The sequence below is a fragment of the Priestia sp. P5 genome (assembly GCF_029522155.1).
GTDB classification, from domain to species: domain Bacteria; phylum Bacillota; class Bacilli; order Bacillales; family Bacillaceae_H; genus Priestia; species Priestia megaterium_E.
The window spans coordinates 1,983,750-2,005,833 of sequence record NZ_JAKWFJ010000001.1 but is presented as its reverse complement, the minus strand read 5'-3'; the positions used below and the strand labels follow the sequence as shown (position 1 = coordinate 2,005,833).

Annotated in this window: 18 protein-coding genes; 7 read left to right on the top strand and 11 right to left on the bottom strand. The window is 32.4% G+C overall.

Going from position 1 to position 22,084, the window contains the following annotated elements:
* Positions 1–675 precede the first annotated feature (675 nt).
* Positions 676–1,632, top strand: coding sequence for a patatin-like phospholipase family protein (locus MMB69_RS10880; RefSeq protein WP_277447713.1), 957 nt, complete (start codon positions 676–678; stop codon positions 1,630–1,632).
* 1,036 nt (positions 1,633–2,668) lie between these two features.
* On the opposite strand, the gene MMB69_RS10875 is transcribed toward MMB69_RS10880, so the two are convergent.
* From MMB69_RS10875 to MMB69_RS10865, 3 genes are all read right to left on the bottom strand, one after another.
* Positions 2,669–4,447, bottom strand: coding sequence for an HNH endonuclease (locus tag MMB69_RS10875; RefSeq protein ID WP_277447712.1), 1,779 nt, complete (start codon positions 4,445–4,447; stop codon positions 2,669–2,671).
* A gap of 313 nt (positions 4,448–4,760) precedes the next feature.
* Positions 4,761–4,916, bottom strand: coding sequence for a hypothetical protein (locus MMB69_RS10870; protein ID WP_277447711.1), 156 nt, complete (start codon positions 4,914–4,916; stop codon positions 4,761–4,763).
* 150 nt (positions 4,917–5,066) lie between these two features.
* Positions 5,067–6,863: a GmrSD restriction endonuclease domain-containing protein gene (locus tag MMB69_RS10865; RefSeq protein WP_277447710.1), complete on the bottom strand. Its 1,797-nt coding sequence runs from the start codon at positions 6,861–6,863 to the stop codon at positions 5,067–5,069.
* Positions 6,864–7,744: 881 nt separating this feature from the next.
* On the opposite strand from MMB69_RS10865, the gene MMB69_RS10860 reads away from it, so the two are divergent.
* Positions 7,745–9,160 (top strand): excalibur calcium-binding domain-containing protein, encoded by a 1,416-nt coding sequence (locus MMB69_RS10860; protein ID WP_277447709.1) that lies wholly within the window; start codon positions 7,745–7,747, stop codon positions 9,158–9,160.
* A gap of 766 nt (positions 9,161–9,926) precedes the next feature.
* Here MMB69_RS10860 and MMB69_RS10855 read toward each other — a convergent pair.
* The 7 genes from MMB69_RS10855 to MMB69_RS10825 all read right to left on the bottom strand — a co-directional run bounded on the left by MMB69_RS10855 (position 9,927) and on the right by MMB69_RS10825 (position 17,417).
* Positions 9,927–10,619, bottom strand: coding sequence for an HNH endonuclease (locus tag MMB69_RS10855; protein ID WP_277447708.1), 693 nt, complete (start codon positions 10,617–10,619; stop codon positions 9,927–9,929).
* Entirely contained in the window at positions 10,588–10,845 is a 258-nt protein-coding gene (locus tag MMB69_RS10850; RefSeq protein WP_277447707.1) for a hypothetical protein, read from the bottom strand. The genes MMB69_RS10855 and MMB69_RS10850 overlap by 32 nt, the downstream gene beginning before the upstream one ends.
* Before the next feature lie 30 nt (positions 10,846–10,875).
* Positions 10,876–11,769: a hypothetical protein gene (locus MMB69_RS10845; RefSeq protein WP_221813242.1), complete on the bottom strand. Its 894-nt coding sequence runs from the start codon at positions 11,767–11,769 to the stop codon at positions 10,876–10,878.
* A 258-nt stretch (positions 11,770–12,027) separates the two neighbouring features.
* Entirely contained in the window at positions 12,028–12,462 is a 435-nt protein-coding gene (locus tag MMB69_RS10840; RefSeq protein ID WP_221813240.1) for an SMI1/KNR4 family protein, read from the bottom strand.
* Between the two features lie 3 nt (positions 12,463–12,465).
* Positions 12,466–14,607, bottom strand: coding sequence for a T7SS effector LXG polymorphic toxin (locus MMB69_RS10835; protein WP_221813238.1), 2,142 nt, complete (start codon positions 14,605–14,607; stop codon positions 12,466–12,468).
* Positions 14,608–15,281: 674 nt separating this feature from the next.
* Positions 15,282–16,466, bottom strand: coding sequence for a tyrosine-type recombinase/integrase (locus MMB69_RS10830; protein ID WP_277447706.1), 1,185 nt, complete (start codon positions 16,464–16,466; stop codon positions 15,282–15,284).
* Positions 16,467–17,417, bottom strand: coding sequence for a hypothetical protein (locus tag MMB69_RS10825; protein ID WP_277447705.1), 951 nt, complete (start codon positions 17,415–17,417; stop codon positions 16,467–16,469).
* A gap of 132 nt (positions 17,418–17,549) precedes the next feature.
* On the opposite strand from MMB69_RS10825, the gene MMB69_RS10820 reads away from it, so the two are divergent.
* The 4 genes from MMB69_RS10820 to MMB69_RS10805 all read left to right on the top strand — a co-directional run bounded on the left by MMB69_RS10820 (position 17,550) and on the right by MMB69_RS10805 (position 19,393).
* The gene (locus tag MMB69_RS10820) at positions 17,550–17,741 is read left to right on the top strand and encodes a hypothetical protein (protein WP_277447704.1); all 192 of its coding nucleotides are present in this window, start codon (positions 17,550–17,552) and stop codon (positions 17,739–17,741) included.
* 73 nt (positions 17,742–17,814) lie between these two features.
* Entirely contained in the window at positions 17,815–18,015 is a 201-nt protein-coding gene (locus MMB69_RS10815; protein WP_277447703.1) for a helix-turn-helix domain-containing protein, read from the top strand.
* 57 nt (positions 18,016–18,072) lie between these two features.
* Complete coding sequence (locus MMB69_RS10810) at positions 18,073–18,573, top strand: hypothetical protein (protein WP_277447702.1); 501 nt, start codon at positions 18,073–18,075, stop codon at positions 18,571–18,573.
* Positions 18,506–19,393 carry an ATP-binding protein gene (locus tag MMB69_RS10805; protein ID WP_277447701.1) on the top strand — a complete coding sequence of 296 codons (888 nt, stop codon included), beginning with the start codon at positions 18,506–18,508 and terminating at the stop codon, positions 19,391–19,393. Before MMB69_RS10810 ends, MMB69_RS10805 begins: the two co-directional genes overlap by 68 nt.
* 460 nt (positions 19,394–19,853) lie before the next feature.
* On the opposite strand, the gene MMB69_RS10800 is transcribed toward MMB69_RS10805, so the two are convergent.
* Positions 19,854–20,609: a hypothetical protein gene (locus MMB69_RS10800; protein WP_277447700.1), complete on the bottom strand. Its 756-nt coding sequence runs from the start codon at positions 20,607–20,609 to the stop codon at positions 19,854–19,856.
* Positions 20,610–21,073: 464 nt separating this feature from the next.
* On the opposite strand from MMB69_RS10800, the gene MMB69_RS10795 reads away from it, so the two are divergent.
* The gene (locus MMB69_RS10795; protein ID WP_277447699.1) at positions 21,074–21,952 is read left to right on the top strand and encodes a hypothetical protein; all 879 of its coding nucleotides are present in this window, start codon (positions 21,074–21,076) and stop codon (positions 21,950–21,952) included.
* Positions 21,953–22,084: the final 132 nt, after the last annotated feature.

Sequence of the window (22,084 nt, the reverse complement as noted above, 5' to 3'; positions counted from 1 at the left end):
TGCCTCTTTCCTTACTCTCATGATTTTCCTTTAACCACTATTTATATGGCTATTCGATTGGCCACTTTTTTAATCTTATTACTTTGTACTCGTTTTTCATCTTGAAGTGTATGGCAGATAAATAGGTATACTATAATAAACAGTATACCTATTCAAAAATATATTCTTTCATACAAAAGAATTTGATTTTAATTATTTTATAAGAAATCGATAGGATTATTTGTTAAATGATTTATTTTATCTGCTGTTCGCTTTTCAATATAAATATTTAAATATCCAATAAGTATTATATCACTCATTGCGGAGCTATTCATGTAAACCACTTGACTCTTTAAACAGCCTATCCTTTATTGATTCCTCCAATTACAGTTATTATCTTTGATTAAGATTAACACATTTTCCTTCAAGCCTTTTTGAAGCTTGTACTTTATAACTTTCTCATCACCCATTATAAACAAAGTATGTGCATAATAAATGCCCACACTGCCAATTAAGCGTATCCTCACCCTATTCTCGTTGTATTTTTATATACTTAATGGAGCCTTTCCTCATATGCTTACCTACTTACCCGACTCCTAAAGAATCAAATAAAAGAGATACTCATACCTCTACAACACATAAAATAAACATATACAGAATAATACCTCTCATGAAATTCGAAAGGAGAAATCACCTTTGACAACATATCGGATTATGACCTTTGATGGAGGCGGTACTTTAGGTGCTTTAAGTTTACAGCTTTTGAATAGATTGGCTCATCAAAACCCAAAGTTAATTAGGGAAACCAATGTTTTTTCAGGAAATTCGATTGGTTCATTCACCGCTCTTGCATTAGCAAGCGGAAGATCACCAGAAGAGACGTTTCAGTTTTTCAAAGATCACATCTTACCAGCGTTCAGCGTTTCTCGACCGGGCGGACCTGTTTTTAACCAACAAGTACCTTATTCTGGTTTTATTAAAGCCATACGAACGTTTTTCCCCCGAGACCTTCGCCTTAGAGACTTAAAGAAACGAATTGTTGTGCCTGCCTTTCACTTGTTTGCACCGGAGCTGAATCGTTGGAATCCTGTATTATTTCACAACTTCCCAGGTTCTCCCTATCTTACCGAAAAAGCGAGTGACGTAATACTTAGGAGCAGCGCTGCTCCCGCAACGCAAAGAGCTTATCAAAACTACGTGGATGGGTATACAGTAGCAACTAATACCAGCACAGCTAGTATAGCGTTTGCAGTAGGGAAAGCAAAACAGCCGCTAGATCAAATTGCCGTATTATCCATCGGAACAGGTGAACAGCCAACTCAATTAAGAAGAGATACAAAGGGATGGGGAATGGTGAGTGCCGATAACATACGACCTGAAGATATGGAAGATCTTCCGCCAAATTGGGGAGTACTTTTAGACCGGTCTCCAAATGAGCCGTTGCTGCCGTTTCTCCAGATTATCTCCGGTGGATCAAGCTACTATGAATCGATGGTCAGCTCTGAGCTTTTAGGCGATCAGTTTTTTAGGCTAAATCCGAGGATTCCTAATTTCTCTAAAACAGATCCTTCGGTAGTGCCCGCTCTTATTTCAATTGCTAATAAAACTAATTTACAGCCTACGTTTCAATTTATAGAGAGAAACTGGAATTGATATAATCACCCTGTCAACCTAATTAATCTTTGTTCCAACTACAATAATCAGGATTTTCACAAAAATATATAATAAAACAACATAAATATTCGAAGTTTAATACCCTTATATTTCTATAACAGTAACGAATACAAACCTAATAAATTAAATTTTTTCTATATAACATAACAGTTTTTTGTTTTTTATAGGTACAAATTTTTTGAGGATACCTGAGGACAATAAGCTTTATAAAAAGATCTCTAAGTAATTTTATGCTTCTAGATCTCTTTTTTCATTATGAGTGAATAATTTATTGAATTTTTCATCACTTTCTTATCACCCTCCTGCGAAGCATGACCAAATACATTCATTATTGTTCTAATATCATCTTTTGATAACACCCTTAAATAAAGCAGTAAATAAATCCGTTATTCCATCAAGCAGAAATAACGTACTGCTTACACCTAATAGATTAAAAACCCTAAATATTTACAATAATTTTAAGTAACTAAATATATAAAGGAATTTGCTGCTTTTAGATATTTTATTTATATTTAAAATCCATAACCACTAGGTAACCCCCATATTGTTCCCTTAACTCATCATACCAATGTTATTTGTCTTCTTTCTAATGGTTGATATATGGTTTTCTGCTTACCAGCACGTTCTATAAATTTAAACTCTCTCCTCTATTTTTGGAATGAATTATTATCCAACACTTAGAAAATAGGAGTTTTGCTTGGACTCACTTCTCGAATATAATAATTCCTTTGCAATTGAGGATAAATATCCATCCTCTAGAACTTTTTAAAAATAATAGGATCAAAATATAGTTTCCTTTTTGAAGTACTATTTTTCATATTTTTTCTCCTTCTTTTCATCATACAGAATATATTCTAATAACTTTAGAATTTTTAAGTAAGTTGTAAATAAAAAAACTCATGACGGTACTGCCATCATGAGTTTTTAATTCTATTCTTATAAATATCTTTTAAGGTATAAACGTTACTTCGTGCAGGTATCACCATTATGAAGTATAAAATTATTGTGAGAACATTCATTTACTTGTAAGATAAACTCTAACTAATTTATTCAAATTATAATCTGCAACAATAGGTTCCAGGTATTCAGTAATTAGTTTAATTTCATCAGGGTTGATTATTTCTTGGGAATATTCCACTGCTGCAGAGACAGATCTTAGTAACATGTCTAAGGTTCCACCATTAATCTTCCCAGATTTTTCATTTTCCTTTTTCTTATTTATTTGTGTTTTTAGATCATTTAAATTAGACGTTTGATTTATATTTAATTTTGAACATATATAATAAAAATTAGTATCAGAATTTATACTTAGAATATAAATTAATAAATCATAAATACTTTCAATTGCTTTTTTCTCAAAATAAGTTTCTGTAGTTACTGAGTAATATAGCTGTAAAGAGTTCACCAAGTTGATTAACTCATTAACTCCAGTAATTTTATAAATGTCAAAATAACGATCGCTATTCCGGGAATGTAAGCTATCGAAGCTATTGAGCTTTTTATACTCGTCAAATGAAATGCCTTTCTTAAGCCCCAGTTTATTCCTCTTAAGAGAGGGGTCGTATGTATACATTACCATAGGGATAAATTCATTAGTTAACCAATGATACGCTTGTTCTACTGTCCAATAATCTCTTATCCCATAATTTTTATTCTTTTCAACATCCCACCAAACTAGCCATACTTCCTCTGTAGGTTCCCAACTATCATTGGACTCTACTAAACTATGAATAACACAATGAAAACCTGAATTATACTGTAAGGTTGGTTCACTATTATAAACTTTAATTATATTTCGCCCTGATGAATCAAAAATATGCCATTTACCTTTTCCTTGGTAATTATCATGTTCATCTGCAAACTTTAGCATTAATCTCCAAAATTCCTTATGTAGCTTCATAAGCTTATACTTTTTCAAATCCTTACTTAATGGAAGAAACTCTTTGCAAGATAATACTTTCTCGATTTTTTCTATAGCTATTATATACTCGTTAATAAACCTATCTACTACTTCACAAAGATGTATAGTTTCATCCTTACTCAGATTGAACCTACTACTTCCTAATTGTATAATATAATTGTCTCCGCTTAATTTATCAATTACGTAAGGACGCATTAATTGGTCTATAGGAGTTTTTGTTCCCTTGAATAATGTTTGAAGAATTTCATTATGCGATAAAGTTAAGTTCATACCACGTATATAAAAACTACTAAATGTGAATAAGCAGCTTCCTTCAGGTTCGTTAAGTCTTGGGAGATAGCCATCCAACTTTACTGAAAAATATTTTATTGAACGAAAATTTGTGAATTCATTTTCACACTCAAAATATTCATTACCATAGTCAGAAACAAAATTATTAACTTGATCTATGTATTCCTCTAATTTTAGTTCTCCAGATTTAACAGCCTTCCGCATAGTCTCTATTTCAAGTACATAATTTGATTCTTCTAAGTATTTTTTTATTTCTCTATTTACATCACTTATTTTATTCTTGGCTTTTCTTAACAGTTTTGCAGTTATTTCCTCAGGTGCTTCATAGTAACTTTTTTCTCTATTACAATAACCACATGCAGGTCTCAAATTATATAAACTATTCACCTGAAAATCCTTATGTAGTTGATATTTTTTTAATACTCTGCAAAATTCATTATAATTTTTTTCAATACTCTCTGCAATGATATGGTCTATCTGTAGCTGTGTGTAACCTATAGGCTCTCCACAAATTGCACACTTCTTACTATATGCTTGCCATAGAGCATACCTAACTTCTGACTTTCCTTTAAGATTCTTCATTTTTCCTCCTAATAAAACAAGACCATTTTATTTTGTGTAACTAAAGAGGTGAAAGATCAAATCTTCTCACCTCTTTAAATGATTTTAAATTTTAGAAACATCAATATACTTTAATGCTTCTTGGTACCTCGAGTGACTCCAAACCTTATTAGAGGTTTTTTTAGGAAATTAATAATAAAGTCTATTACTCCTCTCACTATAAACGATTCAATAAACTTTTTATAATATTTGACTGCATTTTCAGCTATTCCTTCCCAGTATCCTTTAGCTCTATTTTTTGATCACTAACTGGCGGAACAAATTCAAATCTCTTTCAATATCTATTTAAATCATCCATCTTTTTAATTCTACGCACAATAGTTTTAGACTGCTTGACTTTGTTTTTATAAACACCCTCTAAATTTGGATACTTTAGCGCATGATCTTCTATTTCTTCAACTACATTTCTTATTGCATCTTCGATATTCACCGGAACAACTCATACCAAATTGAATTATAATACAACTGAAAAAGGATATAATAAAAGACCACAAAAAGTTTCTTAATGTCTCTGTATCATATTAAGAATACAAAAGGCACATAATTTTAAAAATCATACACCTCTATGTATACAAACAAATTATAACCTATTATAATAATCATGAATTTTTTCAACAATAAGTTTTCGTCTTTCTTCTAAGAAACCTTCGTAATCACTTGACTTCATTTCAAATATAGATTTTGGAATACAGTTCATTTTTAGATTCTTTTCAAGACTATCCATGTTATTAATTTCACCAATTTTCATTTGCTGCCCATTAATCTGAGCCTTTATCAGTGCCATGTATTCCTTTGGAGAATTTGCTTTAATGGCTAAATTAACAACTTGTTCCGTATAAGCGTAGTTTGCAATTTGATTATACTGCCTATTACTGTTGTAGCCGTTGGATTGTAGATATTTTTTAGGGAAAACGTGATGAACATCCCCTCTTTCTTCAATTAATTGCTGAACAGTTACTGATTTTGATAAAAAAGCCTTGTCTTTATCATAAATTTGAGACATTACGTATAAATTGAAATATGGACTACTTGAGACAGAAGTGTTTAAATTTGCAGGCATTATATTATCCCAATAAGCATTAGATAACTCACCGGCCTCCATTTTATTTACATAATCTATAGGGTTTTCGTGCACTGCAAAACGTTTAATATCAAAGTCGAACATTGACTCCGGTGAACCCGAATACCGTTCAGTCATTATTGACGCAACAAGCCACTTTCTAACAACTTGATTTATGAGGGAGTCATTCACATTTTTCTCACGTAATAACAAAAACAATGTATAGGCAAAGTTTAGAGCATTTTGCGAACGTACCATCTTAGAATTAATAACACCAGCAGATTTTAAAATCATAATAAACCTCTTAAAGTTCGTCTCGTTTACAAATTTCAGAACTCCATCATGCAGCTTTTTAAAGGAATCTTCAATAATTTCTTCTTTATATTCTCTTGTTTCAAAGTCTCTTCCTGACAATAAGCTAACTAAATTTGATAATCTACCGCGAAGAAACTTAAATGTAAAAGATACTCTTAACAAGTCAGAATAGCTAGGTTCGTAAATATTGGTATTATACTCTTTCAACCATTTTATTTTTTTGAAGTCCTCAGATTGAGCAAACTCCTCGTCGTTTTGAACAATATTATCATAGATGGAAGGACTTTTAATTAAATGACAAAAGTAATCTATTGTTTTTCTAATTAAAGGACCGTTGTATATATCGTTCACCGAAACTTTTGACATTGCAAAATCGGCTTGACTCAAGTTAACCCCTGCTGAATTTATGCGGATAAATATTTCCGTTACTATTTCAATATCTAAAGTGTGTGCTAATTCAATAACACCGATCGAACTATACCGAACACTTGTTAGTTTTTGTAAAATTTCATTTAGCTTGTTGTTACTAATCTCAAGGTTTTGTTCACAGTAACGATTAATGAATCCAAAGGTATCGAAACCTTGTTTGAACACCTCCGAGATATCTGGAATCCACCTTTTATCTTTTAAAATAGCGGGGTTCTGTACTTCGAATGTTTCTTCTATTGGGTTAAAAGCAATTGTTATTCTTCTTTTACTATAATCCTTCGTAACCACTTCTTTTCCTGCGATAGCAGCCATAATAGCTGTCACACGCTGCTGACCGTCAATTAAAATTTTCTTACCATGAGAGATCGTCCCATCTTTAAGACGGGCATCTGGATTTTGCCATGTAATTATGTATCCCACGGGATAATCATTATATAAAGAATCTAGCAAATCCCTTACTTTAGAAGGTTTCCAAACGAATGGACGCTGTATTTCAGGGATAGCAACAATCCCCTGCTCAATCCAGCTTATAAGCGCATTAACATTTGTATTGTTTACTTGATAATTTGACAAAGAATCACCACCAAATTAAAGTTTTTTAAAATCTCACTACAATTTCTTTTAATATCGCTTGTTTCAGTACCAATATTGGATGTTAAAATTTCGATAAGATACTCTTCATTTCAAACCTAAATTTTTCATAACATAGCACTTCAATTTTTCTACATTCTTTAAGACACGCTTTATATTTCCTTATACTAGGTACTCTGAAAAGACATATCCAATTTCTCATTATCTTCTTTGATTGCCTTTTATAATATTCTTCCTTCATACCTATACTCCAAAAGCGTTTAACAATGCAAAAATATAAATTTTTTTTAGTTACATTGAGGCCCCCGCTGAAATTTTGGCCCCTATGAGGACTTCTCCTAACCGAATACCGTTAACTCTTGAAGATAATCTTGTATACGGTTAGCTACATTTTGATTAAGAAAGCAATTATTCTCATAAGCAAGGTTTTCTATCACATCTGCTAACTCATTATCAATCTCATTTTTTCTTCTTCCCTATTTTGGAGATAATAATATACCTGACGCTCATTTTTTTTACAAATTTCAAAATGCCAGGAGAAATATTCAAAATATGCTCACCCTCTATAAACAATTTTTTAGTAATTACTTATCCACCTGACTTGTCCTTTCAAAACGATAAATCACTGTCAATATTAAACCTGGTTAAATATTAAACTAGCTTGTAGTATTGCATTATCTTGATAATTATATAGACAAGGTTACCGATTGAGCCTGTCATGCTAATAAAACTAACTTAATTAATTATTCTAACTTTATATAATTCCTAATTATATATTTATGATTTTTTTTACAATTTTAACGTTACTTGGTGTAAGATTAAAATTGTGCATTTTAATGTTTACAATTAACAGGAGGTCAACTATGCAGAATATGCAGAAATGGTTTGGAAATAAACCTACAATGTCACAAAGTGCAGTAAAATCTAAGTATGAGAAATTACTTATTCATGCCGAACATAATGTCCTTAGTCTGGATGAAATTATACTAAAAGTTATTGAGGCTGAGTTTGACAAGAAAAGTGGAAAAGAAGTAGATGGCATACTCGTGCTTACTAACTATAGATTGTTATTTATCACTAAACACGAACATCGTGCTTTTGAGTACAAGGATATTAATGATATGAATATCCAAGCCGATGAAAAAGACAAAAATGAGTGGAAATTAACCATATTTGTGGGCTATACTTCTCAAAGATTTGATGATATTAAAAAGAATGATGATACTCAAGAATTTTTAGATATTTTGGAAGAGAAGATTTTAAACCCTAATATTAATATTCTCACAACTGTTACCCATAACTTTGATTATTTTCTACATGCTGAAAGGTTAAATGAACTCAAAGAAGATAGTACCAAAACTACTGCGTTCCTTATGAAACGTGATGATATGGGATTTTCTAAAAATGGCAATAGATTATTAAAAGAAAAACACCCTGATGCCCCCCTTATTATAGAGGGTCACTATCGTGAAAAAGATAAAAAAGGTAACTTTATTGTTGTTGATAAGCTTGTTTATCTTTATGAATATGACAATGAGCATAGAAAAGCTAAAAAAGTTTTTTCATGGTCCTTCTCATTTTTTGATGGTATGATTATTGATCATTTTGCTCTCAAAACTGAGATTGCAGGTGATGAAGGTAGACTTATACTAAACAATTCCGGGAAAAAATTTGAATCCTTACTGTCTGAAGAGGGAGTCTCCTTTAAAATAAAGACTCGAAAATGGTATCAAAAAATTCTAGGTTTCCGTAGCGGAAAATGGTGGAAAAGATCAATTGCATCTCTTACTTATCTTTTTATTCTATTAATTGCTAGTATCATTATATTCGGTGAAGATCCGCAGGAAACTAAGACCTCTAAACCTAACAAAAACAATGAAAGTGTTGAAGTAAGTTCAAAAGAGAACGAAGAAACTAAGAAATTAGATCAAGAAAAAGATAAAAAAGAAGAAACTGCTCGTCTTGCAGAGGAACAACGCAAGAAAGAAGAAGAAGCTAAAAGATTAGCTGAAGAAAAGCAAAAACAAGAAGAGGCAGCTCGCCTTGCAGAGGAACAACGCAAGAAAGAAGAAGAAGCTAAAAGATTAGCTGAAGAAAAACAAAAGCAAGAAGAGGCAGCTCGTCTTGCTGAAGAACAACGCCAACAAGCAGCAAACAACGTTTTTTACAAAAATTGTACTGCAGTACGTGAAGCTGGTGCAGCACCAATTCATAAAGGTGAACCAGGATATGCTAAACACTTAGATCGTGATGGAGATGGAATTGCTTGCGATCAATAATAATCCAGGAAGTAATAGAAACTTTAGCTCAAGCGGTTTATTTTATAAATTTTATAACTAATTAAAGCTAAGATAAAAACAGAGCAAGTACGAATGCTCTGTTTTTATTTTTTGTCATGCCCTGTATCTTATCTCTATAATAATATAACCCGGATGAATAACATATTTTTCATTGTTTTAATTTATCTTCACACAGCTTTTTCCTAAACAAAAAACGCCGGACTGTAAAGTATACTCCTCCCTACTATCATACTTATACTGAAAGAATGATAAGCTTAGCGAATCAAAGAACCCATGTTTAGGAAATGATCATTTTTCTTTATTAAATAACCTAGGTTTCTTTGATGAGAATCTTTAAAAATATATAATCCACTTAATAAATACGGCATACCATCACATCTCAAAATCATATCATTCTATAAAAGGCAAGCTACGTTTACCACAAAAATATTGATCAGATTTTTTTTACACGCTACAGAAAATTAAAGAAAACTATAGTTCATTTAATTTTCAAAATCACCCTTAACCCCTTAATATAAAAACATTTTGAACATAGTAGAAAATTGCAGAAATCTATTTTTTTACCCGTCAAACTTCTTAACTAACTTGGTGGTCTTTTGTAATTAATTCTTTGATTGATTTCACCTGTAAACCTTCAAAATCATCTCTATTAAATTAAAAAGTATATTTTACACTATTTGTACCTATTCGAGTAAAGTTAAAGTCAACACCTATTTCAATATAAAAAAGAAATGTACTGGCTTCATTATTCAATATAACGCTTAAATACATGTTCTGCATGCCATTGGAGAAATTCTCTCTTAGGTGGAGCAAATTTAAGATATTTAATTTTTTTATTTCCATAAGGTTTTAATAGGTTATAAAGAATAACATCCTTTTCTAATGCCGGTGAAAGAAGAACTCTATACTCAGATGTAATTGTTAGATAGCCCTTATCAAATGCCTTATCTACTAATGTCGATAAACAAATGCCATTCTGCGGATCTAGTCTATCTTTTTTACTTTGAGACCAAGGAATGATATGAGAAGCAACTAGAAATTCTTGTAATCTAATTCCTGTAATAGCACATTGATACCCATAGTTTAATTTTACTTGATCTGCAAATACTTTGTGACCTACTCTTCTTTTTTGTTCTGTTACTTGATCTTCTACAAAGAAGTGTTTTCTTTGTTGTTGCTGAATTAAGCTTACCTCTAACTTAGCATCTTGTACCTCTAAGTCATGTTTAAATGCTATTTCGAGAATTCCTAAAAAATCATCTTTGACTATATGATTCATTCCATATTGATTAAAAAAGTGTTTCCAATTTAATCCCCGCTGTTTAAATTTCCATATGTAAAGGTCAAGTTCTTCAGGAAAAAGCTTCCTCTCAAAGGGTAATGCTTTTTCAATTATCCCTCTCACTCTATCTACACCAATTTTCTCTATTTTTTTCAATTTTTCCAGCTCCAAAAAAATAAAATTTCCGAGTTTCTGAAGCTTTACTTGGACGTCTATAGAGAAATAAGTCCCCCTCTTTGACTTTATTATATTTACTAGGCGACCAATCATAGGAAACAAAATCTATATCCCCATAATCCGCCAGTTTTCCTTTAGTATCTAAAATAAAATAATTTGTATCTAAATTTCTTAGCTCTGACTCAAATAATTTAATAATATTCATTTATTGCCTCTCTTTATTTCGCTACTGACTTTATGAGTTTTCTAAAATCACAATTTGATTTTTATGATATAGGGAAATATTTATATTCAGATATGTGTTTTTTTCTCGAGCAGTACATAAAGCACATACCACAATACGCTGTCCTTCCTTAAATATTTCAGATGAAACATCTTGTTCATTACCAAAAATAGAAGGAGATGAAATTAGGGTTAAACCTTGATCGTTTGTTCTTTTATCACCAAAACGAAGGCCAACTGCATATCTACCTTCTTGATCTAAAGATTTAACACCACGTACAATCCCTTCAATACAAAGAGGGTGATTATCTTTCCACTCTAGCTTTTTCAAATAGTTGAAAGCCTTTGTATAATAATTAGATTCATAATAAAAATTATTCCAAGCAATTTTCTTATTGTACATTTCAATCTTAATTATAGAGTGTAATTCTGTATCTGTTTCCAAAATATTTCGTAACTCAATAATTTTTTTCATAGTAGCTAAATAGGGAGTTAATTTACCTCTAGCTTGATAACTACGATTTTTTTGCCTATTATTTATTGACGCATTGTCTTTTTTAGAATATTCACCTTCTTTTACCTTATTTAACTGTTCATGGATCATTGTTAGTCGAAACGTAAAATTTTTCTGATCTATATTTTCTAAAATTTTGTCATTGGATTGACGGGCTATTATAGAAACCTGTCCCACTGTGTTATATTTACAGGAATAATCGTGTTCAACTTTGCGATAAAAATGAGCTGGAATCCAGACCTCGTTCCTTAGATGCTTAGTTCGATGATACACAGGGATACCGCAACAATTACATTCTAGCCCTTTTTTTAGCTTCACATCTCTATCTACTTCTTCAGCCGTCACTTCCCGATTTATAATTCCAGAAAACGCCTTTTCCATAGATATCGCCATATATAGCCTCCTAAAAATTTTTTCTCACATTCTATGTACCATTATAATCCATATTAAAATCGGTTTTAAGGATATATTGCAATTTATATTTATAGAAAGGTTTGTCTTTCTATAAATGTACCTTCTTAACAATATCTTCCTAAATAAAAAACATTGACTAAAGCTTAGCCAATGTTTTTTTATTTGTTGGGTTCTTTATTTTGTCTATCGTTCATTATTTAATATAAATAAAGTCTTTAATATTCAATAAATATTGTATTATTCTAAATCAATATAATACTTATCATCTTCCATGATTTTCTTTAAAAATTCTTCTAAGGAATCTGCGATTTTTATATCATCATAATAAATAGCATTATTTTGTTCTTCACTTATTTCTATTAGTAGCAACGCACTTTCATTAGCTTCAAAAAATATTAATTTGTCCTCCTCCAGATCTTCGTAAACTTCTATATCAGGATAAAATTCAAAATCATTAACTTTTAATCTAGCATCTCTGATAGAAGAAGGCCCCATAATACGATTGATATTATATTCTGATCTTTGGAGGAAGCCATAACCAACCTCTAAAAGAAACTTCCTTAATTCAAAAGGGAACTTTAATCCTAATGTTCCTTCTACCTCTTCAATATCATTTTTACTTACAGGATAAAATTGATTATCTTTTTGATTCTTAACAAAATCGTATCTCATAATTTAATTATCTCCTTTAAATAATTCATTCGCCGGTGATCCAGTACCATGAATACCAGACTGATGTTCATTTGGAAATTTTGCGGGGTGTATATTCCACCATTCATGTTCTCCACGAAAGCTATTTTCAATTATATGATGTGCATCATATTTATCGCCTTTTCTTCTAACTGGTTCACCTGTATTCTCTGAAATAATATCTTCACTGTAAGTGGGCCATTTTTGCCCCGTTTTTATCTCCCATTCCTCAATAAGTTTATCTTTAATTTTATTAAAGGCCCGTCGATGCTTCCGCGTTTCTATAGGAGAAAGTTTTTGATATTCCTTATTTCTTAAGGTCTCTTTAAGCTTCTCTATTTGATTTTTTGACAGTTTTCTCGATGTTCTCATTTCAACATCTTTAATATACCTCTTTATTAAGTCAGAATTAATTTTGACTCCAGTACCGCTATATCTGTTAGTATTATTTTCTACTACCGAAATCGAATGTGTTGTTTTATCAATTTTTGAATCTTCTTTTAAAGATTCAACATGACTATTTTCCATCTTACTAACATGGTTTGGATCTTTCTTCTTTATAAACCTTCCCCTAGCATCACGCCAACGTTTTCCGTCAAAGTAGTCTTTCCCCATAAAATGCATCGTATCTTTAGCCGTACTCTTCAACACATCCCGTACAGTTTGCTGCGCAAAGTCTACACTCACACCCACTGGTGCTTCCTGCGGTAAGAACCTAGGTACTTTCGCATCTAATATCGCATCATACATCTTTTTGGCTTTATCAACACCAGCTGCTGGCATTTTTCGCATCGCCTGCTGAATGTCTTTTCCATATTGAGTCACTTTACTTGTACGAACTACGTTGCGCATATCATTGAACTTTTTCGTGACTGCCTGTGCACCTTTTTCGACAAGCTGAGTGGATGCTTTTGAAGCAAGTAAACCGCCTGTCGCAATCCCAAAGGATTGAAACAAACTAGCCTGCTGCTCTTCTTTAGTAAGCTTATTTCCTAGTAAGTCCTTCCCCATTGTATACTCATACATGCCATTTGTTAAGACAAGTCCATACAATCCTTTTTCTGTTTGTTCAAGCACTTTAAACGCTTTAGGTGTTTGGTAAAGAGCCATTGCACGATGCGCAGCACTCATGCCTTTTGCCGTTTTGTAGACAACGCTTCCGCCTTTTACCGCTCGTCCTGCCCAGCCTACGAACGGGATAAATCCAGCTGCTGCCATTGCTCCAGCCGTGACTCGCTGGGTAGCAGACAGTTTCTTATGCGTAACCGGATCGACTCCGTCTACGGCTCGTTTAAAATCATAGTATCCAGTAAGTTCTCCTGCAATATCCAGGCCTTTTTCATACCACGGCTTATTGGCTTGGATTTGTCTTTGTCTCTCAGCTTCAATGGCTGCTTTTCTTTCTTTAATTTCTTGTTTTTGTTCAGCTTTTCCTTCTACATAACCTGAAGCGACTTTATCAATTTGCTGCTGTGTTTTGTATGCTTCGCTATTTTTGTAAGCTTTGGTATCAAAAGTGAGCTGATAAGCGCTGCCGCCTTGAGAAGTCAGCTGTTCCAAACCATTTACGCTAAATTGAACGGATTCATAGAAAGAATTTAACATTTCATATTCACTTGAAAGTTGATTATCTAGTTCTTCTACTGCGGTAATAGTTTCTGTTCTTTTTTTCTCAGCAGCGCTTAACTCATCTTCAAAGCACTCTGTGGAAAACGGTGTAATATGTATAATATCTTCAATATTGCTTAAAATCGCTTCAAGTTCAGTGTGCTGCTGTTCGACCATTTGCTTAGATCGATCATTAGCAACAGCCAGCTCTTGCTCTAAAAATGATACGTCTACAACCGTATCACCTTTTAATTTAGCTTGTTCCGCATAATCTGCAATGCTATTAAAATAGGATTGATGTGAAGATACAAGGCTTCTCCAATGCTTGACCATATCTATTTGTGATGTATAAAAGCCTTTTATGCTGTCGGCACCTTTCCCTTGAAATTCATGATCCAGTGTAGCCACGGCATGAAGGGCTTTTTTTAATGCATCTAACTGTTCATCAAATGCTTTGTACGCCTGCACCCTGTCTTTTGCATAAGCTAAAAGCGTACTGGCTTCATATACTTTTCCCATTACGTACCCTCTTTTATTTTATGATTAACATATCTCTGGTTTGAGATTTTCCTCTATTATCCATTATAAAACTGCTAATACACTATCTAAATAGGATAATAATCCCTTTTACAAGCTTGTTGATTCAGTAAAAAGGATATAACTTCAAAATAAAAGGAAATAGTCATAGGTACAAATATTTATCTCTAGTTTATATTATATATAAAAACATTACGCTTCATGGTCATACTACATTACTCTTAATTGCTTTCTTGTAATTCCACCTAAGTGGAAAGGTAACTTACGGCATACTATCACATCTCAAAATCATATCATTCTACAAAAGAAAAGCTGCATTCACTCCAAAAATAATGGTCACACCCTGGTCATATTATGGTCATACACTATAGAAAATTAAGGGAAACTATAGTTCATTTAAATTTTAAAAATCCTCTTGAATCCTTGATATGGAGGCATGTCTGAACATAATAGAAAACTACAGGAAATTTCATTTTCCACGCTGGCAGCGTAGAAATCAGGGGTTTAATCCCCTTATATTTCTATAAACAGTAGCGGCTAAAAACCTAATAAATCAAGCTTTTTTCTATATAACAGGTTATTTGTTTTTTAGTGGTACAGATTTTCCGGGGACACATTGGGGACAATTGAATTTATAAAGGGATTTAGAAGTAATTTTATGCTTCTAGATCTCTTTTTTCATTATTAGTGAATAACTTATCGAAATGTTTTGTTGCTTCCTTATCTGCCTCTTGCAAAGCATGACCATATACGTTCATTGTTGTTCTAATATCGGCATGTCCTAAACGTGAGCTTATAATTTTTGCATGGACACCGCTATTAATAAGTAAAGTAGCTGATGTGTGCCTTAGATCATGAAAACGTATATACCTTAATTGATACCTGCTTATAAACCTCCTCCACCACGTAGTAACACTTGAAGGATGAAGCGGTTTTCCATGCCATGAGGTAAACAAAAACTGATATTGTCCTCCTTCCCATAAATCACTTGCTTTAAGACGTTTCTTATTCCAAGTTGATTTATACTTTCTTAGTTCATCGATTAATGCTACTGGAAGGGTAACTATTCTAACTGAATTTTTAGTTTTTGGCTCTCTAATGATGTGTTTTTGATTGACATACGTTAAAGCCTGCTTAACTTGCAGAGTACCTTTTTCTAAGTCTACATGTTTCCATTCAAGCCCTAATAACTCTCCTCTTCTCAATCCAGTTGTAATAGCAATTTTAATCATAACGTTCCACATCATTGCTTCTTTTTGCAAACAACTCATTAGTAATTCAGCCTCGGAATTGTCGTATACTGATGTTTCCTTTTGTATTCGCTTCGGCTTTTTAATATTCTCCATAGGATTTTTCTTAATGAGTTGCCATTCCACAGCTCGGTTGAAAATGTTTTTTAATATCCTGTGATTGTATTCAATAGTTGAAGTAGATAAAGTCCCCTCCTTTCCATCTTTTCTAAGCCCCTCACCTTCTAAAGATTTCAAAAAGCTTAAAATATGCAATGATTTAATTTGGTCTAATTTCATTTCCCCAAAGTAAGGAATAATACGATTTTTTAAATGTAGCAAGTATGTTACCAATGTATTGGGACTTAGATGTGCTTCTGCATATTTACTTTTCCATTCCTCAATAAAAGCTGAGAATAGCATTTTCTCGGGTGCGATATATTCTCCCGCTTCAATCTCTGTTATGAATTGAGCCAATAATTTTTCTGCTTCTCTCTTAGTGACTCCCTTTACGGTTTTGGTTTTCTTTACTCTCTTTCCATTTGCTCCAAATCCCATGCTGTAGACTAGACGCCACGAATCTTTTCCCCGCTTTTCAACACTTCCAGCCAATTACTTCTCCCCCTCTTGATCTTCCGTCCATGACATTACTCTACATGAAGTACCGCAAAATCTCTTTTTTCCAAACTTCTTGAATGGCCGACCACAATGGTCACAGAACTTGATTTCAACATCCTCATTGATAAGTTGCCACAAATCATAATAAATAGCTCCTAACAAATAATTAGTACTATAAACCTCTTTAATACGAAAACCCATTCTAGAATCCTTAGCCTCAACAACATCTGAAAAATCCACATTTATAGCATTTTTCAAACCATTTCTGACCAGTGTAGTAAAAATATTTACGCCAACTACTTGATCATAGTCTTCATAATCATCTAACTCTTCCTCATCATGAGAAAAAGGAATACTCCCACCATCATTCCATTTAAATATAGCGCTACCATCCTCCTTATTTTCTTTATAATCTATAAGTTCACCAATAATATCAATATCTTGATTTCTACGCTTTTTTTCCAACATTTTATATAACTTAAGTATCCGTTTAACTTCCTTGATATAAAATTCCCAAAAATAAAGTGGCTCAAATACTGTAACTCCATAATCTGTATTTTTAAAGGAGGGGGATAAAACGCCAAGTAATCCGTATTCTTTAGCAAAATTGATAATATCCTTATCTGTCTTTAATGAAGCAAATCTAGTTGCAATTCCTTTTGTCTCTTTTCTTACTGGAAGGGATTCTTGAGGAAGAAAAAAAAGACACGGTATATCTCCGGCAATTAACTGCTTAATAAAAAACTCATAGTTTTCAATAACCCCTCTTCCCTTGCTTAACTGGAAACCATAGAATTTTTTGAATTCTGAATTAAACAACTCACCTCTTATACCTTTTCTTTCATGATTACTAAGTATAGATTCTAAATTCATTTCGCTTAATATAGACGCCTTAGACAGTTTAATTTGCTCTGGTAGATGAATTGTATTAAATAATAAGTCCAAATTAATCACTCCCTTAAAAAATTTACGGTAATTTACGATACTTTCATTAAAATAACTTAAGTAACGTAAAATTCAATGTTATTGTAATTATAGAACAACAATATCATCAATTACAAGGGGAGGCATAAAAAAATGGAAAATAATAAAGATGTTAGAAATGCTATTAAAGAAGCTAAGCTCAAGCAATGGCAAGTTGCAGACATATATGGATTATCTGAAGGGAACTTTAGTCGAATGCTGCGTAAAGAATTGCCGAAAAAAAAGAAGGAAGAAATCTTTACAGCTATTGAGAAAGCTAAAAAAGAAATTAAGGAGGTTAATTAATATTATTAAAATGTAGACTCGTATGAACGTTAAGAGCTTAACTATTTAAAAATATTATTAAGGAGGAATCTTCATGGACAAACAAACAATATCAGTTAAAGAAGCTGCAGATTATATGGGAGTTTCAAAAGATTTGGTTTATCAACTGGTTAGAGAGGGCAAAGTGCCTCATTTAAGATTGAGTCGCCGTATTCTGTTTAGGAAAGAAGCTCTTAATAAATGGTTAACAACTAAAGAAACCCTCTCGGTTCAACAAAATGATAAGAATTATTAAATTCGTATACAATTTTTGAACTTTAATATCATATTTCCATAAGAGTGAGGTAATTTAATGACACAAGCTGGATGGATAAGCATTCATCGAAAAATTCGCGAACATAGTTTTTTTAGACAAAAACGAACCTTTTCCTATTTTGAAGCTTGGATAGACCTTTTATTGTCTGCTTCCCACAAAGATAACACAATTCTATTAAATGCTAATATAACTTCTGTAAAACGTGGAGAGCTTATTACTTCAAAAAAGACTCTAGGTGAACGTTGGAAATGGTCTAATAATAAGGTAAATAAATTTATGAGAATTCTTGAAGAAGATCATATGGCAATTGTCAAATGCACATCAAAGTATACACGGATAACCCTTGTAAACTATGATCTTTATCAGGTAACCCCCTTGAAAAAAGGAGATCAAAAGCACATCGAAAACACTTCGGATAGAAATCAAACACATACATTCAATAATGTTAATAATTCAAAAAATACTAATAATGGAGATGAAAACAATAATGCCGAACAAAAAAAAGAACCAAATTCCAATTACAGACTCTATTTCTGAAAAAAATAAACCTACACCCCTTACATGTGAATATTGTGGAAAGGAAAGACCACTATTATTTATCAGAAATATCGCTTTAATTGGTGATAAATGGGTAAATGCTGCTTGTTCGTGTATAGAAGTGCGCGAAAATGAGTTTTTGAAAAGACAAGTACAGAAAGAAACAAATCGAAAGACTCGTCAATTTCTACGCTTATCATCTAGTATTGAGGAACTTAGAGAATATAGCTTTAACAACTTAAAAGTCCGCTCTGGTATGGAGACAGCATTAAAAAAAGTACAGCAATTTGTAGAACACTTTGAAGACAATGGAAAACTGGGTCTCCTAATCTTCGGTGAAAGCGGAAATGGAAAAACACACCTTACAGCAAGCGGAGCAAACGAACTCCTAAAGCAAGGATATAGTGTCATTTTCTTAACGGAAAAAGATTTGCTTTCTCGACTTAAAGAAACCAACAATTTTAATAATGAGGAACGCTTCTTCGAAATCATGAATGCTTGTGTACATGCTGATCTCCTTATTTGGGATGACTTTCTTTCTTCTCAGCGGCTCACTCAAAACGAAAAAGATTTAATTTTTCAAGTTGTTAATGGTCGAGAAAGAGCAAATAAACCAATTTGGTTTACCAGTAACCTAACGGAAGAAGAGTTTATTAAAGACAAATATGCGAAAGTCTTAGATGATAAAGGACGAACGTGGTCTCGTATTGTTGGAAACACAATTCCAATCATCAATAAAGCTGGCGATTACAGAAAATTAAGAGCTATCGCGCGGTTGAATAACCTATCTATAGAGGAAATCGAAAATGAAACGACCTAATAAAAGGATCGTAATAAAATAGGAAAGGCTATAAAAAGTTACAAAAGAAAATAAGGATTAACTATTGAACAATTGAATGCTATTGATTTATTAGTAGGAGGAAAAACTAATTGAGAGGTTGCTAAGTGGTGAAACCATGATATATATTTTCAAACTCAACTGAATAAACCCTTCCTGACAGTTTAATAAAGGAAAACAATTTTCAAAGAGTATCCCTGCTAAAGAACTAATGAATTAAATATCCATAAAAATGTTGATTGGAAAGACTCAATTATTGAAAGAGTGGTAAAAAATAAAATTGTCACCATAAAAGGAAATTCAGAATCACGCATCACAGAATAGAGTGAATATACAAAGTCATAGAATCCATTGGAAAATAACAAATATATGAAACAAAAAAGTCTACCTGTAATTTAATTAAATTACAGGTAGACTTTTTTGTTCCCCTTCTAAATTAACTTCACACGTGCTGTTCTTCTTTTAATCTGTTTGGATATATCCAATTACTATTCTTCATGGGAAAACTAAATACTTCAACTGATTCTCCATCCTCATTCAGTACCCAATATCCCTCTTTTAAGTTAACTAGGTCATATTTATAATACATTTTTTCCCCTGCAATAGTGGAATAGGTGACCTCGACTAAATCCACCATTACTTCCTTTTGTTTTTCCAAATATAGAGGTATAAATACCTCTTCTTCCTTTTGTATGACTCCTATATTGCTTTTAATGACAGTAGATGTTTCCGAGGCTCCCCCTTTTAATTGGATTTTAACTTGACAGTTCAATATCACTTCTGGTATTCCAAAATGATATATTCGGTAAAAAATCGTGGTTTCCTTCTGCAGAAATGCATTTGTCTTACCCTCAATATAGTTTTCATAATCCTCGGTTAGCATAATCCGACTCTTGAAGCTTGTTTGAATATTTGGAAGTCGAAACTGCCCCTTAAATTCTTGTACAGAGACATAGGAACGATCTGCTTCAATAGATTGCTGCCTATTAAACTCTAATTCTTGTTTGATTTGAGAATTGGCTATAATGTAAGCAACTATACCTCCAATGATTCCACCAGAATAGTTTGCTAAAAACCCCAGCCACGAATCTGCACTGCCATATACCTTCCAAGCTCCCCAAGTCATAAGTAAATAATTAATTAAAATAGGAATGATAAATACACCTATACAACTTATGATGATATATTTTCTATTCACTATGTAGCCCTCTTTCCTTTATCATTAATTTAATTTCCTGTATAGCGCAATATCCTAAACTTTTATTATTGGAAAAGCTATAAATTCTGCCTTGACACCTTTCTATATATTTGAAATAGAAAATAACAAATTTATGAAAACCTATGACTTTAAACTCTTTGCAGTCAACCATTTTTAATCCTTTTCTTTTCTTTCTTTTGATACTGACTTTTAATTTAGAAATCCAACGCCTCCCTCACTTCACCAGTTCTTTCTCACTTTGTTCATTTGCTATCTCTTCTGATAAAAAATGATATTAGGTATGATTAGTAGTTATTATTAAGGCTTGTTTTGTTACCAGGTATTGCTATAATAATATCTTATCAGGTATTTCCAATTAATGTTGAAAAATATAAATTTTTCTCATAAAAGGAAACGAAGAATTTTTTGAAACAAGGGATATAAAATCACTGGGGGGATCTGGCATGTTTAAAAAAAGGACTTTGTTAGGGCTAATTATGTTATTGCTTCTTTTATTAACTTCTTGTGAGGGAAATAATAAGGGTTCAAAATCAACAGATGGTTCTAAGGAAAATTCAGGCTCAACGGCGAAAACCGGGAAGGTTTTAGAACCAACGGAGAAAAAAGAGAACTTTGCAAGACCGAAATTATCAAAAATGCTTGATATTATCTATGATTTTGAAGGTGGTTTATTAAAAGACAATGATGGAACCACAAATTATGGTGTGCTTGAAGAAAACTGGATAAAATATATTAAGGATAAACAGCTAGTATATAAAGACGTTCACACTATAACCAAAGAAGATGCAAGCGGTTATTATGAGTACTACTGGAAAGGCGAAGATTTATTCAAACGGAAGGATGATAAAAACCTTTATCCTTATATGACCTACCCTCTGGCACTTGTAGTGTTCGACACTAAAGTCTTAGATGGATATGGGAGCAAACTTGAAGAAAAAAATGGAGCGTTTGAGATGCTTCAAAAAGTGCTTAATGATGAAGGATATTCCAAAGATGTTCTAGGAAAACCACTGGATGAAGATGGGGATTTTCATAACGATTCTATGAAAGTGCTGAAATCGGTTCCTATCAAAGAGCACTTACATATTGCAAAAGAAATTCTAAATGAGAGAGACATATTCCATTGTGTACAAAGTAAAAGCAGTAAATATAATGATACGAATAACCCCATTGAAGGATGGTTAGAACGAGTTGAAACTTTGCGTAAATTAATTTCAGGTATCGATATACAAACTGGGAAGTTTACTTATGTGGGTAAGGAGGATAAATTTAAAAATTTACAACAAGCCAAAAGCTATTGTAAAGATTTATTAAAACAGTAATATTATCAATTCTTTTACTAACCTGCTCGTTAACACAAGAAGCAGTTCTCTTATTAAATTAATGATGAATACAATAAAGGCCTTACTCGATCAGAGAGGGCCTTTATTCTAAACTAATCTTTATATCATGTT

Bases quoted from the DNA above. Each gene is read 5' to 3' on its own strand.
- MMB69_RS10875 (WP_277447712.1), bottom strand. From the start codon at position 4,447: ATGAAGAATCTTAAAGGAAAGTCAGAAGTTAGGTATGCTCTATGGCAA.
- MMB69_RS10850 (WP_277447707.1), bottom strand. From the start codon at position 10,845: ATGAATATTATTAAATTATTTGAGTCAGAGCTAAGAAATTTAGATACA.
- MMB69_RS10805 (WP_277447701.1), top strand. From the start codon at position 18,506: ATGGAGATGAAAACAATAATGCCGAACAAAAAAAAGAACCAAATTCCA.
- MMB69_RS10815 (WP_277447703.1), top strand. From the start codon at position 17,815: ATGGACAAACAAACAATATCAGTTAAAGAAGCTGCAGATTATATGGGA.
- MMB69_RS10810 (WP_277447702.1), top strand. From the start codon at position 18,073: ATGACACAAGCTGGATGGATAAGCATTCATCGAAAAATTCGCGAACAT.
- MMB69_RS10835 (WP_221813238.1), bottom strand. From the start codon at position 14,607: ATGGGAAAAGTATATGAAGCCAGTACGCTTTTAGCTTATGCAAAAGAC.
- MMB69_RS10795 (WP_277447699.1), top strand. From the start codon at position 21,074: ATGTTTAAAAAAAGGACTTTGTTAGGGCTAATTATGTTATTGCTTCTT.
- MMB69_RS10820 (WP_277447704.1), top strand. From the start codon at position 17,550: ATGGAAAATAATAAAGATGTTAGAAATGCTATTAAAGAAGCTAAGCTC.
- MMB69_RS10840 (WP_221813240.1), bottom strand. From the start codon at position 12,462: ATGAGATACGATTTTGTTAAGAATCAAAAAGATAATCAATTTTATCCT.
- MMB69_RS10860 (WP_277447709.1), top strand. From the start codon at position 7,745: ATGCAGAATATGCAGAAATGGTTTGGAAATAAACCTACAATGTCACAA.
- MMB69_RS10845 (WP_221813242.1), bottom strand. From the start codon at position 11,769: ATGGCGATATCTATGGAAAAGGCGTTTTCTGGAATTATAAATCGGGAA.